We start from the raw sequence: 23,559 nt of genomic DNA, 5'->3' as shown, positions 1-23,559 counted from the left end.
CAAAATTATGATTTAGATGGAAAAATTTTAACCTTTTCCTGATTTGTTTATAGATTGCTTTTAATTTACACACAATTTTCTTTGCGTTTTATTTTCATTGCTGATCACATTCTCGGACAGCCTGTAAAGATTCGACCCCTTCTGCTTTTTATCGTAACTGCGATTCAGTACCGGTAGATCGCAGCTATTCCAGTCTTCGTAGGCATCCGTTCGGTGGGGACGATAATGACTTGGCCGCCCATCTTCAGAGCTAACATCCCCAAGTCGTCGAGCAGGTCATCAACCTCCGGGTGTGCCAGGTTGTCCAGCTCGATGTCGCCGGTCGCAGCATTCAGCCGACCGGGAATTTCGCGGCGGGCTTCGATCAGCAGTGTGGCGACCCGCCCATCCACTACCGCCTTGGCGACCTGTGCTAGCTCGTCGTCACCGAGCCCCTTGGACCTTGCGTTACCGAACTCCTCGGCCAGTGCGGCCAGGCGCGCCAGATAGCGAGGCTCCATCAGCTGCCAGGCGCGCAGGCGGAGTTCTTCGATCGACGACAGGGCATCCGGGTGGATATCGATGCTTTCATGTATCAGAAACGGATTGTGGCTGATATCGTGAAACATATGATGATGCTCCGGCAGCGCCGCTAGGATCAGCGGTAGGCTCGATGGCTGAGAGTAGTGCTCCAGGACCGCGCGGTCGACGGCGCGGAAGAAACGTTTCACGTCGATGTCCCGCTCAGACTCTCTGCCGCCGTGGCCGTGGTACATGGGCGAGTGCCCGGCACCTACACCTCCGTATGAGGCGACGGTCTGGTGTGGCTCGGTCAATTCTTCTCCCAGCGCCTCGTTGATCGTCCGCGGGACCCCCTCAACCGGTTCGATCTCGTCTAAAGCATCACGGTTGCCCTCGAAGAGCTTGAGCTCCTTTCGGTTCAAGCCAAGAACGTGGTAACGGTCGGCGGACTGAAGGATGCGCATCAGGGGCTTGGTGTGGAAGCTATCCGCCACGACAGCCAATTCGGCGACCGGCCGCTGGAGTTTGTAAACCCGGAACATACCCCTTGCTCTCAACACTGCCAGGCCGTCAAGGGTGTGATTCCAGAAGTTGCCATCGTCAGCCAATGCCAGGAACGGTTCCAGCAATGACCGTATCTCGTCCTTCGGGAATTGTTGCAGGAGCGACTTCTCAAGCGCCTTCACAAGGTTCCCGAACCGTATCGGATCTTGCTGATTGTCCGGATGGTACCGATGCGTCGGCAGATAGAGCGAAAGGCAAGGTGGATCACAATTATCCAAGAGTCCCGCTGCATAGTCTTTATAGAACGCGTTCATTTTGTTTCCTTTCTGTTACGTTAATAAGCCTCTCCGGCTGTGTGCTCTACAACAATGCCGGCTAATGCTTCGCGTAACCGGCTACCCAAGTTGACGCGATTGTTAGGCAATTCTACTTACTGGATCTAAATTCCTTTTCGGACTTTTCCCAAGCATCCTCAAGGGCCTTATACGCATCAGAGAACCCTTTTTTCATGTGGTCCCACGCATCGGCTGAACTGGTTTTCATGCTGCCATACCATTCGGCCACTTGATTTCGCTGCTTGCGAAGGGTCTTAAGGTTTTCACGAGCTTCCTTGCGCGCGGCCTCTTTCATTTTGTCCCAGTTTTTGTCAATTCTCGCCTCTAGCACGTCGATACGTTTATCCAATTTATTCAGGCCATCTTTTGCTTTTTGAACAGCCTCATCCCTTTTATCGGCAGTATATGAGCCGATTGTTTGGAGCAAATCCTGGGTTTCTTTCTTAACTTCTTCTATAGAAGTGTTGACGTTCTCTGTTTGAGCATAGCACAGTGAAGTAACACGCGGTGGTGCTCCGGATCTATCATTTTATCCACGGCAACTATTACAAACGATAACCCAATTGCCGAAAAAACCATTAAGCCAGGGATAAGCCAGAAACTGGTGCGTACCATTTCCAAAAGATTGAGTAGTCTTGTTTTCATGATTTACCGTTAAATCCTTCACATTACCTCATCATTGCTTAATGAATATAGGGCCTAACAATGTTATTAACAAGTTTTCCTTTTTTTAAACCAAAAAGCATAGTGAACGTCAAACAAAAAAACATTTATTCGACATATAAAGCCATCATAAATATAATTTCTTGTTAGCAACGCACATAGAATGATAACAGGAAATAGGATAAGTATTCCTGCCGCTTTATTTACTAAATATAGGTATCTATTCAGCGAAAATAATTTAGAATTTACTTGTATGGTTAGCGACATATAGGGTTGCAGATGCGGTCACCGCAGTCCATAGGAAGTCTTTGCAAAGAGAGGCGTGAGGTCTGTTCAGTGATAGAATTTCGAGCCTTTGTGGTGTGTTATAGAGCGAAAGAAAAGGGTGAAAAAACCTGAGGTATAATAGATGCAGTAGATAATTTCAGGCTAATTATACAGGTATCATCCATTGACTATAGAGAATATAGACGTAGACGCAACACTCCGGAAAGTAGAGAAGCTACTTTCTGAAGAGAAAGGGCTGTCACCGGCGGTGAGGTCAATGATAGAGTTGTTGGTATTATTGATAACACTGCTGCCAGGACGTCTGAACCGGAACAGCAGCAAGCCGCCCTCAAGAGATCCGAATCGCAAGAGAGAAAGCAAGGCGAAGGGTGAAAGGAAGGCAGGCGGGCAAAAGGGCCGTGATGGAGTAACGCTCAAAAAGTTAGACAATCCTGATGAGGTGGAAGTAATAAAAGTAGACCGGAGGAAGTATCCGCGCAGCAAATACAAGGTGGTAGGTTACGAAGCACGCCAGGTGTTTGATATAAAGATTTCGCGTGTAGTAACGGAGTATCGTGCAGAGGTAGTTGAGGATGCGAAAGGGAATCGGATTGTAGCGTCATTTCCGGAAGGGGTAGCAAAGGCGGTGCAGTATGGTCCGGATTTGAAAGCGCATGCAGTCTATATGTCGCAGTATCAATTGATACCCTACAAGAGGATACAGGAGTATTTTGAAGGGCAGATTGGGATACCGGTGAGTGAAGGTTCTATTTACAACCTTAACAGGGAAGCCTACGAGTCTTTGGAACCCTTTGATGTGAGAGACAGAGAAGAACTTACAAAATCAGAGGTGATGCATGTGGATGAGGGTGATGTGCTGAGGTTTATGGACAATAAAAATGTCCCCTTTACGAACAATTTGGCAGAAAACGATATCAGGATGACGAAGGTTCAGCAGAAGATATCGGGCAGTTTTCGTTCTTTGGAGGGAGCGAAAATTTTCTGCCGCATTCGGAGTTATCTCTCGACCTGTCGAAAACAAGGGGTAAATTTGAGCCGGGTATTACAGATGCTATTCCGTGGTGAATTGCCTGCTTTTACCAGCTCGTAACGACAGTGGGTGAAAATACGCTGAATAGATACGATTATGTAGGAAAAGAAGACCCTGTGAGGGCGTATGATGCATTTGTAGAGAGCTTAGACCTTCAGGAAATGGGTTTTGAGATCAATGCGTATAAAGCCGGTGCGCATGAGTATCATCCAAGGGCGCTCTTAAAATTAATCGTATATGGATATTCCTATGGAGAAATGAGTTCCCGCAGACTGGAAAGGGCGTGCTATCATAATCTATCCCTCATGTGGTTAGTATCCGGTATAAAACCTGATTACCGTACGATATCGAGATTTCGCAAAGAGAATAAAAAGGCGATAAAACAGGTTTTAAATCAGAATGTAAAATTCTGCATAGAGATTGGATTGATATAGAGAAAGTACCGGAAGGTGTAAAGGTAATAATGCCGAGCAGAAGGCAGGCGCAAAAAGAGACAAGAAAACGGAGTTAGAGCCGTTTGGCAAGGAAGAGTTTGGCTACGATAAGGAAAAGGATGTATATATTTGTCCTGAAGGAAAGATACTTGAGAAGAAAGGATTCGCATTTGGTTATGAGGAGAAAATAAGTTACAAGGCAGTAGGTAAAGAGTGTCGTGAATGCAAGCATTTTGGAAAATGCACTACCTGCAAAGAGGGAAGGCGAGTAGTGCGAATGGTAAAACAGGAAGAACTTAAAGAGCGACTCGAAGAAATATACCACGAGGAAGAAAGCCAGAAGCTCTATAAATTACGTAAAGAAAAGGTAGAATTACAATTTGGTCATATGAAACGGAATTTAAGAGCGGGTCAATTTTTATTGCGGGGCAGGGATGGGGTTAATGCAGAGCTATCCATCCTGTCAACTTGTTTTAACATGGCGAGAATGATAACCATAATTGGTGTGCCAATGTTGATTGCAAAGTTCAATAGCATGTAAAACCAGAGGGATTAGACGCCGGAATGCACTAATAAAGATATATTACTGGAATTTTCAGACCTGATACAAAATAAAGTGTCGAAAAAGATTATTCTATACTTTTTAAGTCGAATATACACCATCGCTGCAACTTTTATTTGACTCAGTCTGAGGCGTGGAGGAACGAGAAGATTGGGAACGTCCTGCCAGCCACAAATTTGAGTCTTGTATTTAATTTGGTATCAAATCAAATTCCACCAGATCAGGAGTTCTGTGTTTAGAATTTCAAGTCATTTTGTCATTAGAATTTGTTTCGGATTTCGCGTTTCGGATTTCGGATTTCACAATTACAGGCCGTGTTTCCTGCCTGAGAAAACGCAATATTTCTTCCGCCGCACGTTCAGACGCCCCTGGTTTTCCTATATCATCCATGAGTGAGCGTAGGTTTTCAATACACAGGTGTCTTTTTTGGTTATTCCTGAGCAATTCTATTGCCTGATTGGCCAACCTGGAATAATTGTTACTGCACATGAGCGTTTCCGGAACAATCATCTTGTTTGCCAGTATGTTTACCAGTCCGATATAAGGGGTGGTAATGAACGGCCTGGCAATAAAATATGCGAATGGTGAAATTTTATAAACAATAAGCATTGGTTTATGGTAATAGGCAATTTGCAGTGTAACTGTCCCCGACCCGGTAAGGCAGATATCGGAAGACTGAATTATCTTGTGGACGCAGCCAACGATAATTTCGGCGGGAAGATGAGATGCTTCTACTATTAAACGGATAAGAGAGAAATACTGTTCGCTGGTACAGGAAACGAGGATTTTTATGGAAGGGATGGTCTGTTTTATTTGTTTTACCGTCTGGAGCAATAGCGGCAGCAGGCGGATAATTTCCTGTTTTCTGCTTCCGGGAAGCAGGGAAACGGTGTACTCCCTAGCTTGTTTTTCTTCCATCGAAAGTTGATTATTGATGCGGTGTTCCCTGTCTATTTCATCAAACAAGGGGTGTCCAACATACGTGACAGACAGCCCCGCTGTTTCATAAAAAGATTTTTCAAATGGGTAGATAACGATTAAGGCATTTATCAGTTTCCTTAGTTTTCTTATTCGCCATGGCCCGTGCGCCCATAATTGTGGACTAATGTAATAAATTACCGGTATTTTTAACTTTTTTGCTGCCCTCGCAAGCTGGAAATTGAAACCGCAGTAATCAATTAAGATGACGGCGCAAGGGGTTTCCTGTTGAAAAAAGCGAACGCAATCCTTTTTCATGCGCAAAAAAGAGGATAATTCCGTCAAGGCATGAAGCCACATGAGTGATTTTGTTTTCATATCGCAAAGACAATGCAGGCCCGCTTCATTCATGCGTTCTTTCCCCAAACCATAAAAGGTGATATGGGGATTTTTCTTAAGGAGGCTGCGTATCAGATTTGCTCCGTGGATATCTCCGGAGGATTCTCCCGCACTGATAAATATCTTATAATTGTTCATACGTTTGAAAATGTGAATGTGTAATAGTTCATGGATATGGCAACACTTTGGTCTTTTGAAAAAGTAAGGGCGAAGCATTTGCCCGTTTGGGTATGAACGCATTTGTGACAATATACAGCAAATGCTTCGCCCCTACATTGCTATTATTGGAATTTTTCAAAAAGCCAAATTGTTACCAATCATTTCATTTTCAGGCGGAGCGTATTATCCTTGCCCTTCGCTTTCCTTTTCTGTTATTCTCCTGTCTTGCAATGGCGCAGGCGAAGGGGTATTTATTTTTTTTCGGGGTATTCGTTGGCGTGATCTGGCTTCTTCATTAAAAGGGTTTTTTCCTATCCAACGGGGAGAGATTTTCCTGCTGGAAATAACTTTACTGAGGAGAGAAAGGTCCTTTTTTGCAACCAGGGTAAAGGCGATTCCCTTCCTTCCCATACGGCCGGCACGTCCGGTACGATGCGTATATTGCTCACCATCTCTTGGCATATCCCAATTAATCACATGCGATACATGAGAAAAGTCAAGCCCCCTTCCCGCAACGTCGCTCGCAATAAGGTAGCGAATTTTTTGGCTTCGAAATCTGCGAATAATTGATGAACGCTTGTCTTGCGCGAGTCCGGCGTGCATATACTCAATATCATGAAAATCTTTCCTAAGCAGCCGAAACAGAGAGTCCACCATGTGCCGTGCATTGCAGAAGATAAGCGCCTGGTTCACCTCTTCACCCTTGAGGTATTTAACGAGTTCCTCATGCTTTTGTTTCGGGTTGACATAAGAAAAATAATGTTCAATGCTTTCCGGTGCAGCCCTTTTTGTAACAAGCGATATATACTGGGGTTCATGCAAACAGTCTTGTGTAAGTTTTTTTATATCATCGGGCATCGTTGCGGAAAAAAGCAGCGTTTGATGTTTGTGCCGTATACATGACAAAATGAATTCGATATCCTCAAGGAATCCTACCTTTAGCAGCTCGTCCGCCTCATCAAGGATAACACATTTTATCCGTGCAAATGAAAGTATCCCTTCGTACAAAAGATCTATGAGCCGTCCCGGGGTTGCCACTAAAATATGCACTGTCTGTTTTACTCTGGCTATCTGTGCCGCCCTATCAAATCCGCCATAAACGGCATAAGGGATAACGTCCGTTTTTGCCGCTATTTTCCTGATCTCCTCCACATACTGCATGCACAATTCACGAGTCGGAACAATCACAAGTCCCTGAATAGCGTCAAGGGAGGGATCAACTTTTTGAATAAGTGGGATGGCGCAGGCTGCCGTCTTTCCCGACCCTGTCTCTGCCAGGGCACATAAATCATGCCCTGCGAAGATTATCGGGTAAGTCGCCTCCTGGATAGGAGTCATTTCGTTATATCCCATTTTATCGAGGGCTTTAAGGATGTCTGCAGAAAGCTCAAGATCGCTGAATTTCATGTATAGTTATCCCCCTCCACAAGGCAATGACCGCATAAATAGAACACAATGGCATTGGGTTAATTAAAAAGTTTTTACTCATATCATTTTTTTAAATCTATCTCCTTAAACATAAACCTTAATTTTTCACAAATTAAATCTTTTCCACTTCATTATCCGGTATTTTTTCCAGCATGGGTTAAGGTTGCAAACCTGAACGGCCTGGACGGGCGGGAATATCATTGATTTTGCAGTGATTACGATGTGATTGCCCTGGCAGACCCATCAATCATAGGGAATATATGCAATACGCCCTATACTATACAAGAATGGTTTTAAATTCCTTAACGTTGAATTATACCGGCACCGGAGACATTTTCCATATTTCGTTATTATATTCCTCTATAGTCCTGTCACTGGAAAATTTGCCGCTGCAGGCAGTATTCAAAATGCTCATCCTAGTCCATTTATCCTGATCCCGATACGCCTCTGCTGCTTTTTTCTGAGCATTGACATAACTTCTAAAATCTGCAATCGTCATCCACGGGTCGTTCGGGCTGGTAAGCGAATGAATAATGCTATCAAATATTTTATATTCAAACTGGTTGAAATGGCCGCTTGTAAGTAACTGCATCACGTGAAGCAAGTCCTCGTCCGTGTTAATAATCGCATCCGGGTTATAGTTTTTTCGTAATTGGAAAACTTCTTCAGCAGTCAAACCAAAAAGAAAGAAATTTTCATCTCCAACTTCTTTGCGAATTTCAATATTAGCGCCGTCGAGTGTGCCGATAATTATAGCGCCGTTCATCATGAATTTCATATTTCCCGTTCCCGAGGCTTCTTTTCCTGCCGTAGAAATTTGTTCGGAAAGGTCTGTGCCCGGGGCAATAATTTCCATGGCAGTTACAGAATAATTCGGCAAAAAAGCCACTTTTAAATATTCATGCATCTTTGGATCTGCATTAATTACCTCCGCAACATTATTTATCAATTTAATAATGGTTTTTGCCATAAAATATCCCGGAGCGGCTTTTCCGCCAAAAAGTATGAGTCGCGGAGTCCAATTTGCATCGTCTCCACGCTTCACGCGATCATATAAATGTATCACATGGAGAATATTAAGCAATTGACGTTTATATTCATGAATACGTTTTACCTGCACATCATACAAGGCGAATGCGTCAACCTCAATACCGCAACCCTGTTTTATAAGCGCCGCCAAGCGCTTTTTATTATGCATTTTTATCTCACGCCATCGCAAGCAAAATTCCTTGTCGTTAACATAGTTTTTTAGCAGGTGTAATTGCGGCAAATCGGTTATCCATCCATTCCCGATTTTTTCAGTGATAAGGCTGCTTAATGCCGGATTTGCCCAGCCCAGCCACCTTCGTGGAGTAACGCCATTTGTCTTATTGTTGAATTTTTCCGGCCATAGCTCATAAAAATCACGAAACAATCCTTCCGTTAATAATTTAGTATGCAGTGCCGCGACGCCGTTTACGGAGAAACTGCAGACAATAGCAAGATGTGCCATACGGATATATGGTTCATTGCCGTCTCCGATAATCGACATGCGCATTTGCCGTTCAATATCGCCCGGCCAACGCCGCGCCACTTCTGAGATAAAACGTGCGTTAATTTCATAGATAATATCGAGCAATCGCGGCAGCAATTCGCGGAACATACGCACCGGCCATTTTTCCAGCGCCTCAGAAAGTAATGTATGGTTTGTATAGGCCATAACGCTGTGGGTAATGTCCCATGCCTCATCCCATTCCATTCGATGTTCATCCATCAGCAAGCGCATCAATTCCGCCGTTGCGATAGCGGGATGAGTGTCGTTCATTTGAAAACAGTTTTTTTCAGCAAATTCGCTAAAATCATACCCATATAGTCGCACCCAATGGCGTAATACATCCTGCAGGCTTGCTGATGCGAGAAAATACTGCTGTTTCAGGCGCAGCGCCTTGCCGTTTTCACTGGCGTCATTCGGATATAAAACCATGGTAATATATTCCGCGGCGCTTTTTGAGGCAACAGATTCAGGGTAACTGCCCGCATGAAACTCTCCCAGATTAAACTCATCTGTAGCGGAAGAAGACCATAATCGCAACGTATTTACGGTTCCATTACGGTAACCTGGTATCGCAATATCATAGGGCGTCGCCAATACATCCTGCGTATTTACCCAACGTGCAAACAACCTTCCGTCATCGCCATGATAAAATTCTGTTCGTCCGCCAAAATGCACGCGGCACATGTATTCCGGACGTTCCAGTTCCCAGGGATTTCCGTCGCGCAGCCAACTGTCGGGTTCTTCCACCTGTTCGCCATTTTCTATACACTGCCGAAACATTCCGTATTCGTAACGAATCCCGTATCCCACCACCGGCAACTGCATCGTAGCACAACTATCAAGAAAACATGCCGCAAGCCTTCCCAAACCTCCGTTGCCCAAGCCGGCATCGTGCTCCGCCTCACTTATTTCTTCAAGTATCAGTCCCAGATCACGCATGCCACGGGACACCTCGTCAACAATGCCAAGATTGACCACAGCATTGCTTAACGTCCTCCCAAGGAGATATTCCATGGACAAATAATACGTACATTTGCATTTGCTTTCATGATAGGCATAGCGGGTCTTTTTCCAACGTTCCAATAACCGGTCACGGAGCACTAACGCCAGCGCATTATATGAATAGTGTAATAAACGACAATGTTTGTCGCGCCCCAGGGTATAACTAAAATACCGTCGATACTCTTCGCCGATATCTTTAGCGCTCATCCCCAACGGTGGAAGCTCTGTGAGTGTAGATACTGGTTTGCTCTGTTTTAAAGTCGTATAGGGAAGGATTAGTTCTTTCAGTTCTTTCATTATTTAGATACCTCCTAATCTGGCTTAGCCAGAAGCAAACAGTCATTGGTCCACCACCGATTGCCGACTTTAGATTGCTGACTGCAGAAGGGACCATTAAATATTTTGCCAAAAAGTGCAAAGAAATTACACATGGCGGGTTCAAGTTTGCAACTTGAACCCCACGTTTTATATTGTTCCTGCCAGCCAGTAGGAGGGATTTGGCCATTAAAGTACATAGGCCGCTATTCGCCAAATAAACTATGGGTTCGGGTTACAAACCTGAATCCGCCTGAAATTACTGACAAGGTACTATATCATTACATTATTGCCAGGGCCAGATTTCGACTAAGATTGTATATCCGGCGATACCCGTTACTATGGCATTAACAATTGTCCAGTAACCGGTAATTTTTTCAATAGCCTTTCCGAGTCCAAGCAGCAGAAAAAACATAAACCACAAACTCGCCCACATTAACCACAATATCAGTAATCCTATATCAGGCATTGCAGTAAATGACGTCGGAACGGCAACTACAGACACTAATAAGCAATACCATCCTAATCCCTTGCCCTCATGGTTCCCTATAGCGTTGATGCCTACCCATAAATAGGTAAATCCAAACAACAGGGACTGCATGGTATAAAAATAGGTTATTATTTCGCCACCATGAACAAAAACAGTCCTCATAGCTCCGGCCACAATAAGAGCACCGGCAAACAGGTTCATTGGAAATACATGCCTTGCGTTTAACTTTCCCAAAACCATCAAGCCATTCATAAACAGAACAAAGCCAACATACACCAGTGCAACGCCTAACATTCCCACAACAACCGCTCCTATTTTTAAATCGGTTTCTTAAACCATTTTCCTTTCAGAAAAACCACACACGGCGCACTTATTTATGTTTTAATGGACGTGGCGCGGTCTTTATATTTGCGGATAAGGGACGGGTAGTTTTGGTCTTTATAAAGGAATATTGTTTTTTCATTGTGGAAGTGCTCATATCCTTTTTTAAATCAGTCTTTCCCCTAATATCCCTTTTTTGGTGCCAATCCATTTTGTTGCGTACAATTTTTTTCTGTGTTGGCGCAACATGTGTTCCTGTGTTCTTTAATGCAGGCACAGAATAATCGAAATTTTCCAGGGTATATCGTTCGATACGTGAGCCAAGTATATTTTCAATACTGCGTACCATTGCTTTGTCCTCTTCTGTTACCAGAGTAAAAGCATCTCCGGTACGTGCCGCACGACCAGTTCTGCCAATACGATGGACATATGCCTCCGGGGTATCAGGAATATCATAGTTAATAACGTGCGAAATTTGTGAAATGTCTATGCCGCGTGCTGCAATATCTGTCGCAACAAGGATCTGGTAGGCGCCATTTCGAAACCCACCTAAAGCCGCCTGCCGTTGTGGTTGTGACAAATTCCCCTGAAACGACGTAGCCTTGTACCCAGCCCTTATTAGCCGGTCGCCCAAACTCTTTGCCCTGTACTTGGTGCGGGTAAAAATCAGCACCGACTGGGTGTCTGTATGTTGCAATATTTTCAGAAGAAGGGGTATTTTCAGATGTTGTTTCACCGGATATAAGGCGTGTTTAACCGTGGATGCCGGAGCGGTTTTCCCTAATTGAACAGTCACCGGTTTTGTTAGCGCTTCCTGCGCCAACTTTCGGATCTCATCTGGCATGGTCGCAGAAAAAAGCAATGTTTGCCGTTTATGCGATAAACACTTTATTATCTTTCTGATATCCGGAAGAAATCCCATGTCGAACATATGATCCGCTTCATCAAGCACCAACACCTCTACCTTTGAAAGATCGATGGTCCTTTGCTTCATATGGTCCAAAAGCCTTCCGGGGCAGGCAACAACAATCTCTACGCCGCTTCTGAGTCTATTGATCTGCTGGGTAATGCTGACGCCCCCGTAAATGCTAATGCTTCTTAATGATGTTTTTGACCCGAGGGTTTTGAAATCCTGAAGAACCTGTTCAGCCAGTTCACGGGTTGGGACTACAACAAGAGCACGTATTTTGCCGCGTTCTCCCTGCATCAATCTGTGTAGTATCGGCAGCACAAATGCGGCTGTCTTGCCGGTGCCTGTCTGCGCCAGGCCCATTACGTCTGTCCCCTCTAAAATCAGCGGAATTGCCTGTAATTGAATCGGCGTTGGGGTGACATACCCAACCGACTCTATACCTGCAACAATGTTAGAATTAAAATTAAACGCTTGAAAATTTTTCATAAACCCCTTCTTTCAAAAAATATTGTAGGAATAAACTATCCCTATTGTACTATTGTCAGGCCAGCAACATACTTCCCGTCGCTGTAAAAACGTGACATCTGTATATATAATCACCCATCATTTCCCCTCTTTCACAAGGAAGGAACTACGGGGATGTTTAAAATATAACCCCTTCGATTCCTTGATAACTTTCAAGGAAAACCAAATACATCAAAAACAACACAACGTCGGGATCGTGATTGGCGGCGTTATAATTCCTTTTAGAATTATTTGATAAAACTATGTTTTTTTGGTATATGGCGGAAGAACAACTCATGTAATAGGCTAGTAACGGATGTGATAATGTTCTTTCTTCTCTGAAAAAAATCCCTCTGAAAAACAGAGTATTGGGAATCAAGTAACGATTTTTCTCATCAAAAGAGAAGATTGAGAACAATTTGTGGACGATGTTTCGCAGAAAATCATATTACGACATACTTTCTTTTATTATTTTCGTATATTTCGCAAATTAAACAATGCCCAAATTCATCATCTACTATTCAATAATATCGTATAATAATAAATTTACCAGTTAAATGATAAAAATATTCCTTACTCTGTATTTTTCCTTTTTTTTAAACATACCTAAACTGCCATCTCCGGAACCAAACAAACACGAAGTACGAAACAAATCCTAAATTTCAGTTTTCAAATGTCTAAAACTCCGTTTTTTTCATTGGGATTTTGTATTTTGTTTCGCATTTCGTGTTTCATACTTCGTATTTTTTATCTCTTGCTTGCTTGGCTCTTGGTTTGTTCAGGTTAAATGTGGGCGAACTATAACCAATTTTCAAACAGCCAAATTGTTATAATTTTGATAATATTGCTTAAAAAATTAAAAATGCTTGCAATCGTCTTCCATTTTAGTTTAACATTTGATTCACATGGAAAGTGTGATTTCCTATCACTTATTAAATAAAACATATTGAATATATTACTAATATACCCTGAATTCCCGGATACATTCTGGAGTTTTAAACACGCCCTTAAATTCATACGCAAAAAGGCATCCTTTCCCCCGCTGGGACTCCTGACAGTTGCTGCAATGCTGCCGTCAGGGTGGTCAAAGCGCCTGATAGACGTCAATGTAACAAAACTCACGGATGACGATCTGTTATGGGCAGATTATGCGTTTATCAGCGGCATGGTTGTTCAAAGAACGTCGGCAAAACATATCATTGGACGTTGCAGTAAAGCCGGCGTTAAGGTGGTTGCCGGAGGCCCTTTATTCACAAGCGAACATGAACAGTTTGAGAATGTCGATCATTTCGTACTCAACGAAGCAGAGCTAACCCTGCCATCCTTTTTGGAAGACCTGAATAATAATTGCGCTAAACGTGTATACATCTCATCTAATTTTGCCGACATTCAAAAAACACCTACCCCTCTATGGGAATTAGCCGATCTGAATCAATACGCATCAATGAGCATACAGTACTCCCGTGGTTGTCCATACCACTGCGAGTTTTGCAACGTGACTTCATTATTTGGACGACGTACACGCACCAAAACTGTTGAACAGATTATTGCCGAGTTGGACAGTTTCTATAACAGGGGTTGGCGTGGACCTGTATTCTTCGTAGATGACAATCTCCTCGGTAATAAAAAAAACCTCAAGAACGAACTACTGCCAGCCCTGATCAAATGGCAAGGCGAACATGTGCCGATAACGTTTAACACCGAAATCTCCATTAACATTGCCGATGATGAATCCCTGATGCAAATGATGTCCGAAGCGGGCTTTATTACGGTGTTTATCGGGATTGAAACGCCGGATACGGATAGCCTGGCAGAATGTAACAAAAAACAAAATAAAAACCGTAACCTCCTCGAAGACGTACGGCGTATTCAGCGGGCCGGACTGCAAGTACAAGCGGGTTTTATCGTTGGTTTTGACAGCGACACACCATCCATCTTTCAGCGACAAATTGATTTTATACAGAATAGCGGGATTGTGTCTGCGATGATTGGCCTGCTTCAGGCCCCGGCAGGGACGCGGCTATACGAACGCCTAATGCAGGAGGGGCGCTTACTTGGACAGATGTCGGGGGACAATGTAGACGGAACTACGAACATTATCCCTAAAATGGATATTGAGACATTCCGGGAAGGATATAAAAAAATATTGAAACACATTTATACTCCCAAAAACCACTATCAACGCATAAAGACCTTCTTCCGGGAATATAAAACGCCAAAGATTAAAGCGCAAATTACCTTTAATGATATACTGGCGTTATTCCGCGCCATCTACCACCTCGGTATCCTTGGCAATGAACGCTTTCACTTTTGGAAGCTCTTGTTATGGACATCCTTTCACCATCGGGAATTATTACCACTTTCCATTACCCTCGCAGTTTACGGTTACCATTTCCGCAAGGTCAGTAAATTACACGTCCTGTAAATCAAAAAAGTTCAGGGGGAATTGGACTCGTCCTTTAGAAGGTCTTTGTCAATCTGAAATTGCATTGTATAAATAGAAATAACAGAATACCGCACAACAAGGGGATTGGATCTTTATTGCTGTAAAATTACCCTGAAAAGATTCTTCAAGTGTATCTCAATATTTTAAGGTATGAATATGAAAAATGCAGTGGCAAAATAAAAAGAGCCATCGTCAATAAGGCATTCCTCATTGGGATTTTTGCTTTATTTCAATCAGGTTGCCGGAAAAATCCTTAAGGAAATATACTGTCTTCTCTTTATGTTTTCCCTCAATAAGTTCCGCACCAAATCGCTGCGCCTTTTCTGCAATATCCGAAAAGCTTTCAATCATCATCCCGAAATGCGTAAAATTTGGACATGCATGCTTAAAATCAGAGATAAATACCTCAATCTTTATCCCGGGCTCTTCAAAAACCAACACTTTGATCTCTCGGGAAAGAGAGAATAATTGCTTTGAAAGTTCCGGAGGTAAAAGTATTTCTCTTGTTTTTTCAAGACCTAAAAAGTCCCGATAAAATTTCAGGGCGTGGTCTTCGCTCTTATTTGTGATGCCAATGTGATTTAATTCCATGCCGTATTTTAGCGTTTAATTGTCCCTTGTCAATGGGCAGGTTTCATCGCATTGCTAAACGCACAGTGCATACCCATGTTTGGCGCGCTAGAACCCACATTTTAACACACTTTGCGGCTCTATACCCAATTACTCAATAAGAGCGGCCTGTATACTTTTTCAATTTTTTTGTAAAGAAGGCGATATTTCGATTCTCAATGAATAAATCTCATTTAACGATTTTTATTGATTCCAGCTACAACCCGGGGAGAAAGCTTGGCGTAGGTGGATTTTTGTGTATTCCGCATAACCCTGGTGAAACACCTGCAGATAAAGACATGTTCGAGGCATTGCATTTTCCGGATGCAGTGAAAACAAGGATTGTGGAGAATACAACGAATACGCGGCTGGAACTTCAGACACTCCTTTGGGCACTTGAATCCCTCACATTAGAAAACGGGAACAAGGTCTCTGAAAAGAGGGGTTTCATAACAATTTATACAGACTGCCGTACCGCAGTTGATTTGCCTGGACGAAGAAGGAGGCTTGAGGACGTTTATTATCTCAGTAAAAGAAAGGGCACAGTTTTGCGGAATGCGGATATCTATAAAAGCATTTTTGCGCTCTATGATGAGTTTTTGCCAAAGCTCGTCTGGGCTAAAGGACATACCCCGAAAAAAGACCGTGTTGGCGTACAGAAAATATTTTCGGAAGTAGATAAATTAGTCAGAAACCGTTTGAGAGCTTACATCGCTCGTAGATGCTCATGATTTTTGGAAGATCCTGTAGTTAGCAATCTATAGAGACATTCATTTATTCTGTATGTTTATTTGTACAACAAATAGAATGTAAATTATTCTTTTGGCATATCTTTTTCCCTGGTAGTTTCTAATCCTACTACTTCTTTTGCTAGCGCTATATAGTCTTTTGCTCCGGAACTTTCAGGTGCATACATAGTAATAGGTTTTGCGGAAATTGGACATTCTGCCAAACGTACATTTTCACGAATTATTGTATTAAAAACCTTTTCATGAAAACGCTCTTTCACTTGTTTAAATACCTCATTGCTTAGATTTGTCCTGCTATCAAACCTGCACGCAATGATACCGGTGACTTCTAGTTTATGATTCAGCCGTTCCTTTATTACCTGAACGGTATTTACAAGTGTTACTAGCCCATTCAACGCCAGCACTTTTGTTTCAAGAGGAATAAAGACTTCTTTTACAAAAGTAAGTGCATTTATCGTTATCAAGCCTAATGAAGGCGGGCAATCCAACAAAATATAATCATAATTATTTGCAATAGGAGAGATTCTTTTGCGTAAGATAAGGTCGCGTTCTTTTTCATTTGCCAAAATTCTTTCTACACCTGCCAATGCAACGTTCGAGGGGGCAAGGGTGAGATTATGAACACAAGTATCTTTCAAAATCTCTTCAAAATAAACCTCTTGCAAAAAGACATTGTACATCGATTTTTCTAAGGAATGTATATCGAGCCCAAACCATGAACTCATGTTGCCCTGAGGGTCCAAATCAACCAATAAAACCTTCTTTCCCATTTCAGAAAGACAGGCGCCAAGGTTTACTGTTGTCGTTGTTTTAGCAACACCACCCTTTTGATTTGTTAGCGCAATACTACGCATATTGTTATTTATTCAGTTGAGAAAAAATGGAAAATATTAAAATAAGTGTTACATTTAAATTCGTATAAACAGTGAAATTCCTAAACATTTAAATACTTTTATGAGTGATCTTTATCGATTCGGATAAAAATAGCATAATGAGTAAATATAACCAAAACAAAAAGGTTTCTCTACTAATTTTATCGAACCTTCCGCAATTTTTTATAGGTATTCAAAATTGCATTATATTTATTAGTTAGTCATTGACACTACTTTTTTAGCCTGATATAGTATTTTCATTTAACTTTACTTGGTTCAGTTTTTTATTTTGCATATCTGGTTACAGTAGAATATCACTTTATCATAAAGCATAATAATCACTGTTAAAAACAGTAGTTCTATGAAATTACCTTAGAAAATTTTTAGGATCATTTTTATGGACAGGATTCGGGAAGATAGTACGGTAAAGGAAATTGCAGAAAAGTTTCTGGTGACCCGAAAGATATTTGACACCTATGGGATAATGTGTGGAGGTGATTCGCTTCCGGACAAACCTATTTCTTTTTTCGCCAAGATGCACAACGTCAATCCATCAACACTAGTGGAGGACCTGCAAAACCTTATTGACGGCAAAGAAGTAGAAAATGATGCCGTGTCTTTAATCAAACCCCAAACAGAGCATATCTATGAATTTTTTATAAAAACATCAATTATCATCGTGCTTTCCACTGGTTGTCTGTATGGAGCTGCAATGTTAGCATACATGGCATATAAGAGATCGTTCCTCTCCGTTCCCTGGGTGTTACTGGAAACACACGGAGATACGCAGGTTTATGGATGGGTGGGCTTATTCATAATGGGTATTTCATTTTTTGCTTTGCCAAAGTTTTGGAATACGATTTTGTATAGTACGCAACTGGCATATAAATCTTTTTTCTTCATGGCAATAGGGATTTTATTATCTTTTGTTTTCAAAACAATTTCTTATTATTCCGGGGGGCTTTTCTTAAAAATTCCGGTATTTGCGGGATTGTCACTGCAAACGGCTTCAATTGCTATTTTTATGTATGTTTTATGCAGAACATATTTTTCTTCAGAAAAACGTGACTATGAAGTTTATGAAGGTTTCATACTATCGAGTTTTCTTTGGTTTCTTTTGCAAGCATTTGTTTTTACTGCCTTACATTTCCATTACTGCATAGTAGGTAACACAGAGATACCAGCATATTTTAAAGACCCTATCAGGCATATTCAAATTGTCGGTTTTTCTTGTTTGGTAATAATTGGTATTTTTACTAAAACATTACCAATATTTCTCGGCATACAAATCCCCAACAGAAAAAATAGCGCATATGTGCTATATCTGCTAAACCTCTCAATAGCGTTAAGGGTCTTCTCCGAATTTTACAAAGGCTATACACCAAATCTTTACGGATTTTTTACCGCAATATCTTGCATTTCAGGACTTTTGGAAGCCCTCGGCGTTTTTCTATTTATTTATAATTTAAACTTATTCGATAAAAAGAAGCTTGTTCAAAACAAGGTTAAACTCCCAACCGGTTTCAGAAAATACATTTGGGCAGCCATATTCTGGTTATTTGTCTCCGAAAGTGCCTTTTTAACTTTTACCCTATATGAGACATTTACAGGAGAAAAGGTTTCTCATGCCTTATTTGGAGCATATCGGCACGCAATTTTTGTAGGATTTATCAGTATGATGATTATCGGGTGCGCCTCTAAAATGATTCCGCTAAGCAAAGGAGTAAAACTGTGTAGCCCAAAATTATTGAATTTAACGTTTTTCCTCATCATATTAGGTTGCGTATTCAGGGTTGTCGCCCAACCTGTTTCATTTCACCTCATTCCTCAATTTTACTTCTTGCTGGGACTCAGTGGTTTTATAGAATATGCCGCTATATTCTTTTTTGGTATTAATGTATGGAAAACGCTGAAATCTAACCAAGAGGAAATTACCGAACAGATAAATTCGGCAACTGCGGCTACAAATGTTTATCAATTAATCAAACAATATCCGCAAACATTAGACATTTTAATAGGATATGGTTTTAAACAGTTAAAGAATCCTGTGTTAAGGAATACACTGGCAAGAACAATAAGCCTGGGACAAGCCGTCCAAATTGTACCGGTGAATCTTGAGGATTTGTTAAGGGATTTGAATGCTTCAATGAAATAAGTGTTGTTTCAAGCCAATAGTTTATCTTTCCAACAACGCCGGGCTGGCCTTTATCATATATTTTATACCGGAGACCACCGTAATAATCACCGTCAACCATAACAGAACAATGATTATGTTCTTTATACTTCCCACATGTTTTAAATAAGCGGAAAAAAGCAACATTAAACTGATAGTCAACGCCTGAACAAACATTTTCGCTTTCCCCCATAATGTAGCACCGAATTCAATGCCTCTTGCTTCAGAATAACTTCTTATACTGCTAACAAAAAATTCTCTGGCAACAATCACTAATACCATCCAGGGTGGGATATTTTCATAGCCATGTTTTATCAGTAAAATGAAACCTCCACAAACAATAATTTTGTCCACAAAAGGATCGGCAATACGTCCAAAATCAGTCAAAAGACCTTTCTTCCTTGCCACATAACCATCCAGCCAATCTGTTAATGACGCTGCTAAAAAGGAGAGAAGGGAGAGTGCATAACAATGATAGGACAAAAAAATAAAGAATATAATAGCCAACAAGAGCCTGAATAATGTCAGGCTATTCGGAAGGTTAAATATGGTAGATTTTTGGAAATCCATAATCAACAACTCGCACCTAAATTACACAAGTATGTGGGAATGCCCACATACCCTACAAATCTTCTGCAGGCACAGACAAACAGTTTGTCCATACGACGCATGCAACCAGATCAAATAGTAATAAAAATCGCTTGTACCGCAGGTGATAGAAAATAATCAGGCCACCAAATCATAACCGTTTACATTCCTGATAACTAATTCTCTTATATCACCCACTTTTATTTGCTTGTCATTTATAAATACTTTTCCATCCACTTCAGGTGCATCCCCAGACGTTCGCCCTATTAACTTTCCGGAGGCATCATCTTTTTCATCAACAATTACAGATGCCTTCTTTCCAATAAGATTTTTGTTATTTTCCCAAACAATCTCACGTTGTGCCAGCATTATTTCCTCTAACCGTTGTTGCTTCACTTTTTTGCCTATTTGTTTCTTAAACTTTGCCGCAGGCGTATTTTCTTCTTTAGAATATGCAAAAACCCCAAGCCTTTCAAATTTGGTTTTTTTAACAAATTCTAAAAGTTCCTGATATTGTCCATCAGTTTCTCCGGGAAATCCAACAATTACCGAAGTCCTTAGAACTATAGAACGTATTAATCTTCTTAAATTATTTATTAGGGTCTCAATACTTTTACGGGTAGTGTTTCTGCCCATTTTCCCCAGTATAGTATCATTAATATGCTGAATAGGCAAATCGATATATTTACAAATGGTATCCTGTTCGTTAATGGTATTAATTAATTCAGGATAAAAATGTCCAGGGTGTGTATATAACAACCGTATCCACTGAATACCTTTAATCGCTGCAATTTTTTCCAGTAATACATGCAACATCTGTTTTCCATATATATCTAAACCATATGAAGTAGTATCCTGCGAGATAATATTAATTTCTTTCACCCCTTCAGAAGCCATTTGCCTTGATTCTTCCAGGATATTTTCAATAGATCTGCTCATAAAATTTCCCCGTATTCCAGGAATGGCGCAGTAAGTGCATCTATTGTCACAACCATCAGAAATCCTCAAATACGAATAATGTTTCGGGGTGAGTCTGATTCGATTCCTCCAGTCATCACTTTGATAAATAGTACTGTTATCCACCTGACGCATACCTGTTAAATGAGTTATTTTTTCAAAATCTTTTAACCCGACAACCTCATCTATCTCCGGAATTTCATTTTTCAATTCAGCAGAATAACGCTGCGCCAGACAACCGGTAACAATCAGTTTTTTGCACTGCGCGTTTTCTTTGAGTTTTGCCATCTTAAAAATCATATCAATTGATTCTTTTTTTGAATCATCGATAAAACCACAGGTATTTACAACAAGCACTTCAGCGTCTTCCGGATATTGACAGATAGTACTGCCATTCGCTGCAATTCTCCCAAGCATTTCTTCTGCATCCACTAAATTTTTAGTGCACCCCAAATTAATTAATGCTACCGTTTTTGATTTGCTAATCATCTTTATATTCTTCTCTATCCGCAGATGATGTTTGTAAATCCCATTCATCTAAAGTTAAATAAACTTCCCGAGCCTGACTGCCTTTATATTCCCCAACAATCCCTGCCTCCGCCATAAGCTCTATTAGCCTCGCGGCGCGGGAGTACCCGATTTCCAATCTCCTTTGTAATAGAGATACAGAACCTCTTTGCGTTTCCAAGATGATTCTCACTGCCGCATCAAATAGTGGTTCGTTGTTATCATTATCAGACATATCTTTCCATTTCTTCAATTCCTTGTTATATTTCGGTTCTGCATGCTTTCTAAGATAGTCAACAACATCTTTAACCTCCTCTTCGCTTACATAAGCTCCCTGAACGCGGACTAATTTGGAAGTTCCTGGCGGCGAAAAAAGCATATCTCCGCTTCCCAATAACTTTTCAGCCCCATTTTGATCCAGTATTGTCCTGGAATCAACCTTTGAAGACACATAGAATGATATCCTTGAGGGCATATTTGATTTTATTAATCCGGTAATTACATCAACAGACGGTCTTTGTGTGGCAAGTATGAGGTGTATCCCGACAGCACGTGATTTTTGGGAAAGACGGATCACCGAAGATTCCACCTCTTTTGATGCAACCATCATTAAATCCGCCAGTTCGTCCACAACAATAACAATGTGTGGAAGGTGTAAAGGGATATCATCTAATTTAACGTCCTCTTCAGCATTTAGTCGTTTTTTTATCTCAGATACGGATAATTTGTTATACCCACTGATGTTTTTAACACCTACGCTGGCAAGTAACGCGTATCGCTCTTCCATCTTATTCACCGCCCACTCAAGTACCGCAGCCGCCTTTTTCATATCTGTCACAACAGGGCTTATCAGGTGAGGTATTTCAGCGAACAATGAAAATTCAACCATTTTGGGATCTACCAACAGTAGCTGAACTTCACTTGGGAATCGGGTATATAAAATACTTAATATAATGGAATTCAAGCATATGGACTTACCTGACCCGGTCGTACCGGCAATTAACAGATGCGGCATGGATGCCAAATCGGAGATAAGAGGTCTTCCGGCCACATCTTTCCCTATTAAAAGCGGAATGGCCATCTTTTTCTTCGCTTCATCAGCGACTTCCAGCAATTCCCTAAAAGTCACCTTCCTTCTATGTGCATTCGGGACTTCAATACCGATAGAAGACCTTCCTTCCAATGGCGCCACAATCCTTACACTTAGCGCTTTCAATGCAATTGCAAGGTCGTCAGAAAGCGCTATCACCTTTCCAACTTTCGTACCCGGGGCTAATTCTATTTCGTACATTGTAACGACAGGACCTGTTTGCAAATCAACGATTTCAGAGTTTACATTGAATTGTGCAAGTGTGTCTCTTAATACATGCGCCCCATGTGTAATATGCTCTAAATCATCCTTGTGATGTCTTGCCGAAGGTTTTTCCAATAACTCGACTGACGGCAATTTATAACTATTCTCTCCATTGGACTTAGTTAACGAAGGGGAAATATCAGTCTCGCCGCTTTCTTTGTATTTTCTCTCACCAAGGGATTCATTTATATCTTTCTTTATCTGCGGTTCATACCCTATTTCACTTTCTTTTCGTTTCGATATTTCCCCAACATTCAGAAGCTTATTCTCCATTTTTTTTGGTGGCAATATCATTGCAGAAGTATTATTTTTCTCTTTTTTCAAAGGGGTTTTCCTTCCCTCTTCCGGTTTTGTTTTCGGGGAACGTATAAATAAAGAAAATGGCGTTCTATTTGCCAAAAGCATTATTGAAATCACCATACCGGATACTAAAATGATGGTAGTGCCGGTAATATTAAAGTATGTGCATAGCCTTGAGGTAATTACCAGACCAAATATGCCTCCCAAATTCATGGATAAAAGAGATTGTTTAAATGTGCATACTGCAAGTGTTAAGAGTGGTGACAAGGTAAAAATTAAAAGAAAGGCTCCCAACAACTTTACACAGAAGTATTTTGTCGCCCCACCAAAAAAAAACTGCAAACTAAACCATCCAAGAATAATGACTATTACATATGAAGACTTGCCTAAGGTTTCCATGGCATATCCGGAAATTTGTGCGCCGGCTATACCACAAATATTAGCTATTGGGTTGTTCGGTGGGTAGTCTGCGAATGGCGGGTCATTATGAGAATAACTAATAAAACTTAATAAGATGAATAACTTCGAGGCTAAAAAGGAAATCGCAATGACGCGACGTAAGCAAATAGAAAGCATTTTATTACCATGATTATTGTTTTTTTAGTACCTGATAATTTCGGAAATTCTTTTACTTCTAAAAACGTAATAAATCGTTTGTTATTCCTGACGGGGAGAGCGTACTCTGATTCCTCATTGTATTTCCC

At 41.3% G+C, this 23,559-nt stretch carries 18 protein-coding genes; 6 read left to right on the top strand and 12 right to left on the bottom strand.

Annotation, left to right across the window (positions count from 1 at the left end; translation table 11 throughout):
* Positions 1–164: 164 nt before the first annotated feature.
* Entirely contained in the window at positions 165–1,319 is a 1,155-nt protein-coding gene (locus ABJL82_RS05530; RefSeq protein ID WP_347273724.1) for a hypothetical protein, read from the bottom strand.
* A gap of 112 nt (positions 1,320–1,431) precedes the next feature.
* Positions 1,432–1,767, bottom strand: coding sequence for a hypothetical protein (locus ABJL82_RS05525; protein ID WP_347273723.1), 336 nt, complete (start codon positions 1,765–1,767; stop codon positions 1,432–1,434).
* 687 nt (positions 1,768–2,454) lie between these two features.
* On the opposite strand from ABJL82_RS05525, the gene ABJL82_RS05520 reads away from it, so the two are divergent.
* From ABJL82_RS05520 to ABJL82_RS05510, 3 genes are all read left to right on the top strand, one after another.
* Complete coding sequence (locus ABJL82_RS05520; RefSeq protein ID WP_347273722.1) at positions 2,455–3,381, top strand: transposase; 927 nt, start codon at positions 2,455–2,457, stop codon at positions 3,379–3,381.
* Positions 3,382–3,386: 5 nt separating this feature from the next.
* Complete coding sequence (locus tag ABJL82_RS05515; RefSeq protein WP_347273721.1) at positions 3,387–3,755, top strand: transposase; 369 nt, start codon at positions 3,387–3,389, stop codon at positions 3,753–3,755.
* Between the two features lie 127 nt (positions 3,756–3,882).
* Positions 3,883–4,296: a transposase gene (locus tag ABJL82_RS05510; protein WP_347273728.1), complete on the top strand. Its 414-nt coding sequence runs from the start codon at positions 3,883–3,885 to the stop codon at positions 4,294–4,296.
* Between the two features lie 264 nt (positions 4,297–4,560).
* Here the strand turns inward: ABJL82_RS05510 and lpxB are convergent, their stop codons facing one another.
* The 5 genes from lpxB to ABJL82_RS05485 all read right to left on the bottom strand — a co-directional run bounded on the left by lpxB (position 4,561) and on the right by ABJL82_RS05485 (position 12,282).
* Positions 4,561–5,772 carry a lipid-A-disaccharide synthase gene (gene lpxB, locus ABJL82_RS05505; protein ID WP_347273720.1) on the bottom strand — a complete coding sequence of 404 codons (1,212 nt, stop codon included), beginning with the start codon at positions 5,770–5,772 and terminating at the stop codon, positions 4,561–4,563.
* Between the two features lie 204 nt (positions 5,773–5,976).
* Entirely contained in the window at positions 5,977–7,200 is a 1,224-nt protein-coding gene (locus ABJL82_RS05500) for a DEAD/DEAH box helicase (RefSeq protein ID WP_347273719.1), read from the bottom strand.
* 334 nt (positions 7,201–7,534) lie between these two features.
* Complete coding sequence (locus ABJL82_RS05495) at positions 7,535–10,054, bottom strand: glycogen/starch/alpha-glucan phosphorylase (RefSeq protein WP_347273718.1); 2,520 nt, start codon at positions 10,052–10,054, stop codon at positions 7,535–7,537.
* Between the two features lie 304 nt (positions 10,055–10,358).
* Entirely contained in the window at positions 10,359–10,856 is a 498-nt protein-coding gene (locus ABJL82_RS05490) for an AmiS/UreI family transporter (RefSeq protein ID WP_347273727.1), read from the bottom strand.
* Between the two features lie 76 nt (positions 10,857–10,932).
* A complete protein-coding gene (locus ABJL82_RS05485; protein WP_347273717.1) occupies positions 10,933–12,282 on the bottom strand; it encodes a DEAD/DEAH box helicase in 1,350 nt (449 codons plus the stop codon).
* Between the two features lie 964 nt (positions 12,283–13,246).
* Between ABJL82_RS05485 and ABJL82_RS05480 the strand changes: the two genes are divergently transcribed.
* Positions 13,247–14,725 (top strand): B12-binding domain-containing radical SAM protein, encoded by a 1,479-nt coding sequence (locus tag ABJL82_RS05480; protein WP_347273716.1) that lies wholly within the window; start codon positions 13,247–13,249, stop codon positions 14,723–14,725.
* 228 nt (positions 14,726–14,953) lie between these two features.
* On the opposite strand, the gene ABJL82_RS05475 is transcribed toward ABJL82_RS05480, so the two are convergent.
* On the bottom strand, positions 14,954–15,337 hold the full coding sequence (locus tag ABJL82_RS05475; RefSeq protein ID WP_347273715.1) for a VOC family protein: 384 nt from the start codon (positions 15,335–15,337) through the stop codon (positions 14,954–14,956).
* A gap of 197 nt (positions 15,338–15,534) precedes the next feature.
* On the opposite strand from ABJL82_RS05475, the gene ABJL82_RS05470 reads away from it, so the two are divergent.
* Positions 15,535–16,086 (top strand): hypothetical protein, encoded by a 552-nt coding sequence (locus ABJL82_RS05470; protein WP_347273714.1) that lies wholly within the window; start codon positions 15,535–15,537, stop codon positions 16,084–16,086.
* Positions 16,087–16,169: 83 nt separating this feature from the next.
* Here the strand turns inward: ABJL82_RS05470 and ABJL82_RS05465 are convergent, their stop codons facing one another.
* Positions 16,170–16,958: a ParA family protein gene (locus ABJL82_RS05465; RefSeq protein ID WP_347273713.1), complete on the bottom strand. Its 789-nt coding sequence runs from the start codon at positions 16,956–16,958 to the stop codon at positions 16,170–16,172.
* 415 nt (positions 16,959–17,373) lie between these two features.
* Between ABJL82_RS05465 and ABJL82_RS05460 the strand changes: the two genes are divergently transcribed.
* A complete protein-coding gene (locus ABJL82_RS05460; protein ID WP_347273712.1) occupies positions 17,374–19,131 on the top strand; it encodes a DUF1858 domain-containing protein in 1,758 nt (585 codons plus the stop codon).
* A gap of 21 nt (positions 19,132–19,152) precedes the next feature.
* Here ABJL82_RS05460 and pgsA read toward each other — a convergent pair whose 3' ends face one another.
* The 3 genes from pgsA to ABJL82_RS05445 form a co-directional block, all read right to left on the bottom strand.
* Entirely contained in the window at positions 19,153–19,719 is a 567-nt protein-coding gene (pgsA, locus tag ABJL82_RS05455) for a CDP-diacylglycerol--glycerol-3-phosphate 3-phosphatidyltransferase (protein ID WP_347273711.1), read from the bottom strand.
* A 156-nt stretch (positions 19,720–19,875) separates the two neighbouring features.
* The gene (gene rimO / locus ABJL82_RS05450; protein WP_347273710.1) at positions 19,876–21,183 is read right to left on the bottom strand and encodes a 30S ribosomal protein S12 methylthiotransferase RimO; all 1,308 of its coding nucleotides are present in this window, start codon (positions 21,181–21,183) and stop codon (positions 19,876–19,878) included.
* Positions 21,176–23,431 carry a DNA translocase FtsK gene (locus tag ABJL82_RS05445; protein WP_347273709.1) on the bottom strand — a complete coding sequence of 752 codons (2,256 nt, stop codon included), beginning with the start codon at positions 23,429–23,431 and terminating at the stop codon, positions 21,176–21,178. Before ABJL82_RS05445 ends, rimO begins: the two co-directional genes overlap by 8 nt.
* Positions 23,432–23,559 lie beyond the last annotated feature (128 nt).

Source organism: Candidatus Kuenenia sp., from assembly GCF_039794105.1.
In the GTDB taxonomy this organism is placed as follows: Bacteria; Planctomycetota; Brocadiia; order Brocadiales; family Brocadiaceae; genus Kuenenia.
The sequence above is the reverse complement of the archived record's forward strand: the minus strand, read 5'-3'. Positions and strand labels throughout refer to the sequence as shown.